The 6,281-nt window shown below is 71.5% G+C and carries 13 protein-coding genes; 12 read left to right on the forward strand and 1 reads right to left on the reverse strand.

The features are described from left to right. Positions 1–209 precede the first annotated feature (209 nt). From ACZ5ON_RS35470 to ACZ5ON_RS35525, 12 genes are all read left to right on the forward strand, one after another. Entirely contained in the window at positions 210–956 is a 747-nt protein-coding gene (locus ACZ5ON_RS35470) for a hypothetical protein (RefSeq protein WP_465601594.1), read from the forward strand. Then, complete coding sequence (locus tag ACZ5ON_RS35475) at positions 953–1,291, forward strand: winged helix-turn-helix domain-containing protein (protein ID WP_465601597.1); 339 nt, start codon at positions 953–955, stop codon at positions 1,289–1,291. The genes ACZ5ON_RS35470 and ACZ5ON_RS35475 overlap by 4 nt, the downstream gene beginning before the upstream one ends. A gap of 102 nt (positions 1,292–1,393) precedes the next feature. Further along, positions 1,394–2,599, forward strand: coding sequence for an alpha/beta hydrolase family protein (locus ACZ5ON_RS35480; RefSeq protein WP_465601599.1), 1,206 nt, complete (start codon positions 1,394–1,396; stop codon positions 2,597–2,599). A gap of 46 nt (positions 2,600–2,645) precedes the next feature. Then, a complete protein-coding gene (locus tag ACZ5ON_RS35485; protein WP_465601602.1) occupies positions 2,646–3,083 on the forward strand; it encodes an HIT family protein in 438 nt (145 codons plus the stop codon). Then, positions 3,080–3,550 carry a hypothetical protein gene (locus ACZ5ON_RS35490; RefSeq protein ID WP_465601604.1) on the forward strand — a complete coding sequence of 157 codons (471 nt, stop codon included), beginning with the start codon at positions 3,080–3,082 and terminating at the stop codon, positions 3,548–3,550. The genes ACZ5ON_RS35485 and ACZ5ON_RS35490 overlap by 4 nt, the downstream gene beginning before the upstream one ends. After that, a complete protein-coding gene (locus ACZ5ON_RS35495) occupies positions 3,519–3,776 on the forward strand; it encodes a hypothetical protein (protein WP_465601607.1) in 258 nt (85 codons plus the stop codon). Before ACZ5ON_RS35490 ends, ACZ5ON_RS35495 begins: the two co-directional genes overlap by 32 nt. Before the next feature lie 118 nt (positions 3,777–3,894). Continuing rightward, positions 3,895–4,170, forward strand: a complete 276-nt coding sequence (locus tag ACZ5ON_RS35500; protein WP_465601610.1) for a hypothetical protein — start codon at positions 3,895–3,897, stop codon at positions 4,168–4,170. After that, positions 4,167–4,364 carry a hypothetical protein gene (locus tag ACZ5ON_RS35505; protein WP_465601613.1) on the forward strand — a complete coding sequence of 66 codons (198 nt, stop codon included), beginning with the start codon at positions 4,167–4,169 and terminating at the stop codon, positions 4,362–4,364. The genes ACZ5ON_RS35500 and ACZ5ON_RS35505 overlap by 4 nt, the downstream gene beginning before the upstream one ends. After that, positions 4,361–4,552 (forward strand): hypothetical protein, encoded by a 192-nt coding sequence (locus tag ACZ5ON_RS35510; RefSeq protein ID WP_465601616.1) that lies wholly within the window; start codon positions 4,361–4,363, stop codon positions 4,550–4,552. The genes ACZ5ON_RS35505 and ACZ5ON_RS35510 overlap by 4 nt, the downstream gene beginning before the upstream one ends. 69 nt (positions 4,553–4,621) lie before the next feature. Next, positions 4,622–4,771 (forward strand): hypothetical protein, encoded by a 150-nt coding sequence (locus ACZ5ON_RS35515; protein ID WP_465601619.1) that lies wholly within the window; start codon positions 4,622–4,624, stop codon positions 4,769–4,771. Between the two features lie 3 nt (positions 4,772–4,774). Beyond that, complete coding sequence (locus ACZ5ON_RS35520; protein ID WP_465601621.1) at positions 4,775–5,134, forward strand: hypothetical protein; 360 nt, start codon at positions 4,775–4,777, stop codon at positions 5,132–5,134. Between the two features lie 105 nt (positions 5,135–5,239). After that, a complete protein-coding gene (locus ACZ5ON_RS35525; RefSeq protein WP_465601623.1) occupies positions 5,240–5,689 on the forward strand; it encodes a nuclear transport factor 2 family protein in 450 nt (149 codons plus the stop codon). Between the two features lie 21 nt (positions 5,690–5,710). Here the strand turns inward: ACZ5ON_RS35525 and ACZ5ON_RS35530 are convergent, their stop codons facing one another. Continuing rightward, positions 5,711–6,211: a transposase gene (locus ACZ5ON_RS35530; protein WP_465601626.1), complete on the reverse strand. Its 501-nt coding sequence runs from the start codon at positions 6,209–6,211 to the stop codon at positions 5,711–5,713. Positions 6,212–6,281 lie beyond the last annotated feature (70 nt).

Genomic DNA, 6,281 nt, shown 5'->3' on the forward strand with positions numbered 1-6,281 from the left:
TGCCGCCGCCCAGAAGTACACCCTCCACGCCGAGGTCGTGATCATGGAAGACGGGCTTGTGCCCCGGCCGCGACGATAAACGCAGCGGCGTTGGCGCGCTGAGCGGCTGGTGATCATGGGAACCGCCGCGAGCGGGCGGCTTCCCAGTGCCTGGACCTGCAGCGCGTACGTTTCTTGCCATAACTGGTTTGTAATGCAAAGCTCATGGCATGACAGACGCATCTGTGCCCTCGTCGGGCACGCCCCGTGAAGTCCTGACAGGCCTCGGCGACCTGACCCGCAAGGTCCGGGCCGCGCAGCGCGGCACCTGGTTCCCCCTTCTGCTGCTGGGGGTGCTCACGCTGGGCGGGATCCTGGTCGGCCGCTTCACCTTCAAGGTCGAGACCGTGGCCTGCCCGGCGGGTGAAGGCGCGGTCGGCAGCGGCTGCACCCTGGTCACGCAGGGCTCGGCGCTCTACTGGCCCCTCGGGCTCGCCCTCGCCTACGCCGCGACGGCGTTCTTCTACATCCGCCGCTCCCGCAACCGCGGTGTCGGGACCCGGGTCCGGCCGTACGTCCTGACGGGGACTGTCCTGGTCGCCCTGGCGAGTGCCACCGCGCTCTGGAGCCTGCGGCACGGGATGCCGCAGCTCGGCGAGCGGCTCGACTTCTGGGGCCTGCACCTCGATCCCGCTTCCGGAGTGACGAGGTTCCTCGAACGGCTCGCCGGGAACGCCATGGCCGTCGGGCTGCCGCTGCTGGTACTGGCCTGGGTGGAGCGCAGCCGCGCCTTGCTGCTGCTCGCTGTGTTGTACCTGGCCATCGAGCTGGTGCCGCTGTCCACCGGCTGGGCGGGGATCCCGTTCACCTCCCCGTGGTCTGCTCTGCCCACCTTCGGCGTCCCCGGCGCGCTTCTCCTGCTCGGCGCCCTCGGCTTCGGCCTGGCCGAGCTGTCCGGCCGGCGTAACGCGTCATGACCGATCAGCCCGAGCAGCACCCCGTCACCGGCCTGGACGACGTGGTCCACCAGCGCGTGCGCCTGGGCATCCTCACCGTTGCCCACCAAGCGGGCCGGGTCGAGTTCGGCTTCCTGCGTACGGCGCTCGGCCTCACCGCCGGAAACCTCAGCCAGCACCTGTCCGTTCTGGAGAAGGCCGGTCTGGTGGAGATCGAGAAGGGCTACGAGGGCAAACGCGCCCGCACCTGGCTCTCCCTCACCCCCACGGGCAACCGCGCCCTGCGCGACGAGGTCACCCAGCTCAAGCGACTCATCCACCAGATCGAGCACGGCAGCTCAGCCCCGGAGTCCTGATCCCGCTCCGGCGAACCAAGGTGAGCCGTGAGCGGCTCCCGCCGACGTCCGGCGGACCCGGACAGCACGCCGAACACCGTCCAAGAAACCCAGGGAGGACACGTGACCATCACACCGGTCACCACGACGGACGTGACGCGCCGTCGCCTGCTCGCAGCCGCGCTGATGACGGGGCTCGGGGCCGCCGTGCCGATCAGCGCAGCACGCCAGGCGTGGGCGGCTCCCACCGCCCCCGGAGCATTACGGCTCACGCTGCCGGCACCCACCGGGCCGCACCCGGTGGGCACGGTGCCGCTCCACCTCGTCGACACCTCGCGTCCGGATCCTGTGGCCGGCCCGGGGCATCACCGCGAGCTGATGGCCAGCGCCTGGTACCCCGCTTGCAAAACGGACGACCTGCCGCGTGCTCCCTGGATGACCCAGGGTGCGCTGCGGGCGTTTCTGGCGGACGTCGGCTTCCCCCTCGATCCCGCCCTCGGCCCGCTCACTGCCGCACACGTGGGCGCACCCGTGCACCGAACGGGCCGCCGCCTGCCCGTCCTTGTGTACTCGCACGGCGCGGGCAGCCACCGCGGCGACCACACCATCATGGTCCAGGAACTCGCCAGCCACGGCTACGCCGTGGTCACCGTCGACCACACGTACGACGCGTTCAGCGAACTCCCCGACGGCCGACTCACCGTCCCGGCAGACGTTCCGCCGTTTCTCGGGCCGCGGGACTTCGCCACGGACATCCGGTTCGTGCTCGACGCCGTCGAGGCCATGGCCGCCGGGCACAACCCCGACGCCGACGGCAGGCCACTGCCCCAGGGACTGCTCGACGCCCTCGACCCGCAGCGCATCGGCGCGTTCGGCTGGTCGAAGGGCGGCACCGCCACCGCGCTCACCATGCTCGCCGACCAGCGCGTTGAAGCCGGACTCAGTATCGACGGTCCGATGCAGCCGACCATCACCACCGACCTGGACCGGCCGTTCATGATGATGACCGCTTCGTTCACCCGGGCCGCCATGCCGGACGTCGCCGAGTTCTGGACACACCTTCGCGGCTGGCGCCTGAACATCCAGGCCGACGGGGCCATCCACAAGACGTACGGCGACGACGCGACACTGATCGCACAAGCGGGCACGATCCTCGGCATGACGAACCAGCAGATCCAGGACATGGTCGGCACCCTCGATCCGGCCCGGGCGGTCCGGATCCAGCAGGCCTACCCGCTCGCGTTCTTCGACCAGCACCTGCGACACCGCGGGGGACATCTGCTCGACGGCCCGAGTGCGGCCTTCCCCGAGGTTAAGTTCATCGCGTGAGAAGCGGCGGACCGCGCAATGCGCGGTCCGCCCAAGACCGCCGAGCATGCCGTCACCAACCGCGCCCACCGCCGGTCCGGTCGGTGGCGGGTGCGTGTTCTGCGCGATCAGCGCGGGCCTGGCTCCCGCCCGGGTCGTGCGCTACTGGCCGGAGACGCTCGCCATCGTCCCGCTGAACCCGGTCCCCGACGGGCACGTCATCGTCCTGCCGACCCGCCACGTCCCCGACGCCGCCCTCGACCCGGTCGTCACCGGCCTGACGATGCGCGGGGCCGCCGAACTCGCGCAGAGCGCCGGAGCGGCGAACCTCATCACGAGCATCGGCACCGAGGCCACGCAGAGCGTCCGGCACCTGCACATCCACCTCGTCCCCCGCCGCGCCCACGACGGCCTCTCCCTGCCCTGGACAGCGGCCGTGCCCGTCGCAGCCGGGGCGCAGGCGGTCAGCGACGACCCCACCGGCGCCTGGATCGGAGAAGCATGAAGCGCACCACCCTCCTGACCGCTGCGGCCGGCACCGTGCTGGCCGCAGCGGGGATCGCCCTGCACCTGCGGCGCAACACCGCTACCGGCCCGGCCTTGGACGAGCCGGCCAGCCGGTGGGGCGAGTTGCCCTGCCCGCCGCTGCGAGACGGCGTTGGCCACCTGCACGACTGGCTCGCCTCCGGCGACTGGACCGACCCCGCCGACGTCCTCCAGGCCCTCCAGGAGCAGGCCCCGGCCCACCTGCTCGGCGACCTGGCCGCCGACCTGCGCGCCGCCGGTCGCCCCGGGCTCGCCCTCCAGATGGACGAAGCCGAGCAACTGCTGCGCCGGGCCGCCGACGTCCTCGGCGAGGTCGACTACGCCGACGACGGCGCCCCGTGCCCGGACGAGCCGCACGACGGGCGTCGGCGGGTGCGGCGGTACCGGGATGGTGATGGAGACCATGACCTGGGACGACCAGGGTGACGGGCTCTTCGTGCCGGTCCACCAGGAGCCCGTCGACTGCCCGGTCGGCCGCCACCACTACGTCCACGGCGAGACCTGCGAGTGCGGCGGCAGCGGCTTCACCTTCGAGGGCGGCTACCGGCACCGCTGCCTCGCCAGCCTGCCGCCGGCGCCCCGACCGCTGCCGGACGACGACCCCTGGGCCAGCGCCGCGCCGTACGTCGGCGCGGACGACTACCCGGGCTGACCTTCGCCCCTGCCCACAGCACCGCGGCCTTCCCCGGGTCCGGCCGAACCCCGCCTCCACAGCCGACCGGCCGCACCCGGGCCACCCCTCCGACACAAGATCAGAAGGACACCTCAGTATGGCGACCGCCGTCCTCACCCACACCCTCCTCTCCCCCGGCCTCAGCCCCGACCAGCGCCGCCAGGCCGCCGCCGCGATCCGCACCATCGGCCGCCTCGCCCCCCGCCCGCACCGCTCCCGCTACGCCTGCGACACCTGCTCGGTGGCCTGGTCCGGGCCCGAGGCCGACTGCTGGTCCTGCGGCCGGCCCGCCAGCCAGGCCCGCGACGACGCCTCCCTCCTCCACCGGCTGCTGCTCGCCCCCGTCACCCCCAGGAAGGCGGGACCGCGGTGACCACGCATCTGCCCGAGGACCTCGACCGGCGCCTGGCCGCCGAACTCGTCCCCCAGTGCCCCGCCCCGCCGGCCCGCCGCCGCACCCGCACCGCCCAGCCCGGGCCGGTCGCCGCCTACCCGCTCGCCGCCGAACACCGCGCCCAGCTCCTGGCCGCCCTGCGCACCACCACCCCGAGGAGGACCGCAGCATGAGCACCGACCCCCACGACCACACCGTGCCGCTGGACCTGATCCTCGGCCCGCACCTGGCCGCCGAAGCCATCCGCCGCGCTGCCACCGCCCTCCAGCGCGACGACTTCCTGCCCGAGCCGGTCGCGCTGCGCCTGGCGTGCGAGCGGGCTACCGACGGCGACCCGCTCATCCTGGCCGCGCCCGGCTAGATCTGGGAGCTGCGCGACGACGTCGACGCCGACGACGCCCCCGCCCGCCGCCTGGCCATCCACCTGCGCTTGACCAGCCCGCCGACCGTCTACGTGTCCGACCCGGACGACCCGACGGGCGACGGCGAGATCGACGAGCTCCTTCTGGAGGTCCTGCACCTCTACACCCTGGCGTCCTGGGACACGCGCTTCCTCGTCGCGCCGACCGCGATCGGCTGACTGATGCCCAGCGACACTGCCAACCCGGCCACCGTCCTGATCGCGGCCGAGAGCCTCGACCTGGCTCCCACCACGACCCGGCAGAACGCCAACGCCGCCGTGCGCACCGCCCGAAGCGCCCGCGACGAGGAGGACCTGGTCCAGCTCCTCGCCGCTCTCTGCCTGCCCCACGGCGGCGACGACCTCGCGCCGCTCCTGCCGCACCTCGCCACCACCGCGGCCCGCGCCGACGCCGGCCGCCTCGATCAGCCCTCCGGAGGAACCCCCGTGTCCGACACCCTCACCAGCTCCCCGGCCGAGCACGACGTCCTGGCGTTACGTTCTCTCGGCTCCGCTGAGCTGCCTGTTTGCGCGTTGCAGTGAGCCGAGTCGGCTGGGTAGCGTCCCCACCCCACCCCGCGGAAGTGCGCACAACGCGATGTCCGATTGCCGCCAGCAAGATCTTCCTGTGGTGACCATGCTGGCGGCATGACGATGTCATCCACTACGGACTCAGCGACAGTCCTCACCGGCATGTATGAGGCTGAGGCGGAATACTTGGCGGCAGGAGGCCCTGGCGAGGCTTCGTTCGACCTGCTCGCCCCCTTCTTTGCGCCGGATGTCGAGCTGCATCAAGCAGATGCTCTGCCCTATGGCGGCACATGGCGTGGGCACAAGGGCATGACGCAGTTCTTCCTCATGATGGGAGAGGCGTGGGAGTCGTTCGACATGGTGGAGCAGGAGTTTCTTGCCACCGGTGAGACTGCGGTCGTGCTCACACAGGTCCGTGCTCGCGCTCGTGCGACCGGCCGTGAACTCAGCTTCCCGATTCTGCAAGCGATCACGGTCAAGGACGGGCGGATCACCGAGGTTCGTCCGTTCTACTGGGACACGCGGGCTATCGCCGATGCCTGCGCCGTGCCCACACCGTCAGACTGAGGTCGACAACAAACCCGCTGGTCACAGCCACTCGTTGAGGACTTCCACCAGCACGGTCGCCTCGTAGCGGACGGCAAGCTTGTCGTACCTCGTGGCCACGGCCCGGTGTCGCTTGAGACGGTTGATCCCGCACTCGACCGCGTGGCGCTCGTGGTAGTCGGTCTTGTCGAACTTCGGCGGCCGACCGCCTCGGGAGCCGAGTTTCTGGCGGTTACGGATTCGGTCTGCTGGGACCGGAATGGTCGCCCTGATACCGCGCCTGCGCAGGTAGGCGCGGTTCTTGCGGGAGTCGTATGCCTTGTCGGCCCGCACCCGGTCCGGTCTCCTGCGGGGCTGACCAGGACCGATCCGCGGCGCCCGGATCGCCTCCAGGACAGGCTCGAACTGCGGGGAATCGCCTCCAGGACAGGCTCGAACTGCGGGGAATCGCCTCGCTGCCCGGCCGTGATCAGCACCGACACTGGCTTCTGCCCTTGCTCGACGGCGAGGTGGATCTAAGAGGGCGTTAAGTCCGTTTTTGATAGCGGCCGCGTCCGGGTTGGTCGAGGACTTCCTGGCGGACGAGTCGTCCCAGGCGGGAGCGGGTGACGTT

The sequence above is a fragment of the Kitasatospora sp. NPDC032150 genome (assembly GCF_055579945.1).

Coding starts and splice junctions, on each gene's coding strand:
- ACZ5ON_RS35470 (WP_465601594.1), top strand. CDS start 210: ATGACAGACGCATCTGTGCCCTCGTCGGGCACGCCCCGTGAAGTCCTG.
- ACZ5ON_RS35475 (WP_465601597.1), top strand. CDS start 953: ATGACCGATCAGCCCGAGCAGCACCCCGTCACCGGCCTGGACGACGTG.
- ACZ5ON_RS35485 (WP_465601602.1), top strand. CDS start 2,646: ATGCCGTCACCAACCGCGCCCACCGCCGGTCCGGTCGGTGGCGGGTGC.
- ACZ5ON_RS35490 (WP_465601604.1), top strand. CDS start 3,080: ATGAAGCGCACCACCCTCCTGACCGCTGCGGCCGGCACCGTGCTGGCC.
- ACZ5ON_RS35495 (WP_465601607.1), top strand. CDS start 3,519: ATGGAGACCATGACCTGGGACGACCAGGGTGACGGGCTCTTCGTGCCG.
- ACZ5ON_RS35500 (WP_465601610.1), top strand. CDS start 3,895: ATGGCGACCGCCGTCCTCACCCACACCCTCCTCTCCCCCGGCCTCAGC.
- ACZ5ON_RS35510 (WP_465601616.1), top strand. CDS start 4,361: ATGAGCACCGACCCCCACGACCACACCGTGCCGCTGGACCTGATCCTC.
- ACZ5ON_RS35520 (WP_465601621.1), top strand. CDS start 4,775: ATGCCCAGCGACACTGCCAACCCGGCCACCGTCCTGATCGCGGCCGAG.
- ACZ5ON_RS35525 (WP_465601623.1), top strand. CDS start 5,240: ATGACGATGTCATCCACTACGGACTCAGCGACAGTCCTCACCGGCATG.